This window comes from Lentzea sp. NPDC059081 (genome assembly GCF_042738015.1).
GTDB lineage: Bacteria > Actinomycetota > Actinomycetes > Mycobacteriales > Pseudonocardiaceae > Lentzea.
Map to the genome: position 1 here is coordinate 1 of NZ_JBHYGW010000065.1, position 1,185 is coordinate 1,185.

Annotated in this window: 1 rRNA gene; it reads left to right on the forward strand. The window is 56.1% G+C overall.

Going from position 1 to position 1,185, the window contains the following annotated elements:
* Positions 1–1,154: ribosomal RNA gene (locus ACFWV3_RS45705) — 23S ribosomal RNA — on the forward strand; the annotation flags it as partial.
* Positions 1,155–1,185: the final 31 nt, after the last annotated feature.

A 1,185-nucleotide genomic window follows, 5' to 3' on the forward strand; every position in this document is an offset into this window, starting at 1 on the left:
GGCCGCAGAGACCAGCGAGAAGCGACTGTTTACTAAAAACACAGGTCCATGCGAAGTCGCAAGACGATGTATATGGACTGACGCCTGCCCGGTGCTGGAACGTTAAGGGGACCGGTTAGTCCTTCGGGGCGAAGCTGAGAACTTAAGCGCCAGTAAACGGCGGTGGTAACTATAACCATCCTAAGGTAGCGAAATTCCTTGTCGGGTAAGTTCCGACCTGCACGAATGGCGTAACGACTTCTCGACTGTCTCAACCGCAGGCCCGGCGAAATTGCATTACGAGTAAAGATGCTCGTTACGCGCGGCAGGACGGAAAGACCCCGGGACCTTTACTATAGCTTGGTATTGGTGTTCGATTCGGCTTGTGTAGGATAGGTGGGAGACTGTGAAGCGGCCACGCCAGTGGTTGTGGAGTCGTCGTTGAAATACCACTCTGGTCGTATTGGATGTCTAACCTCGGTCCGTGATCCGGATCAGGGACAGTGCCTGGTGGGTAGTTTAACTGGGGCGGTTGCCTCCCAAAGAGTAACGGAGGCGCTCAAAGGTTCCCTCAGCCTGGTTGGCAATCAGGTGTCGAGTGCAAGTGCACAAGGGGGCTTGACTGTGAGACTGACGGGTCGAGCAGGGACGAAAGTCGGAACTAGTGATCCGGCCATGGCTTGTGGAAGCGTGGTCGCTCAACGGATAAAAGGTACCCCGGGGATAACAGGCTGATCTTGCCCAAGAGTCCATATCGACGGCATGGTTTGGCACCTCGATGTCGGCTCGTCGCATCCTGGGGCTGGAGTAGGTCCCAAGGGTTGGGCTGTTCGCCCATTAAAGCGGTACGCGAGCTGGGTTTAGAACGTCGTGAGACAGTTCGGTCCCTATCCGCCGCGCGCGTAGGATACTTGAGGAAGGCTGTCCCTAGTACGAGAGGACCGGGACGGACGGACCGCTGGTGTGCCAGTTGTTCTGCCAAGAGCATTGCTGGTTGGCTACGTTCGGAAGGGATAACCGCTGAAGGCATCTAAGCGGGAAGCTCGTTCCAAGATGAGGTATCCCACCCTTTGTGGGTTAAGGCCCCCAGCTAGACCACTGGGTTGATAGGCCAGAGGTGGAAGACCGGTAACGGTTGGAGCTGACTGGTACTAATAGGCCGAGGACTTGTTACAAAGACGCTACGCATCCACTGTGCGGTTCTGG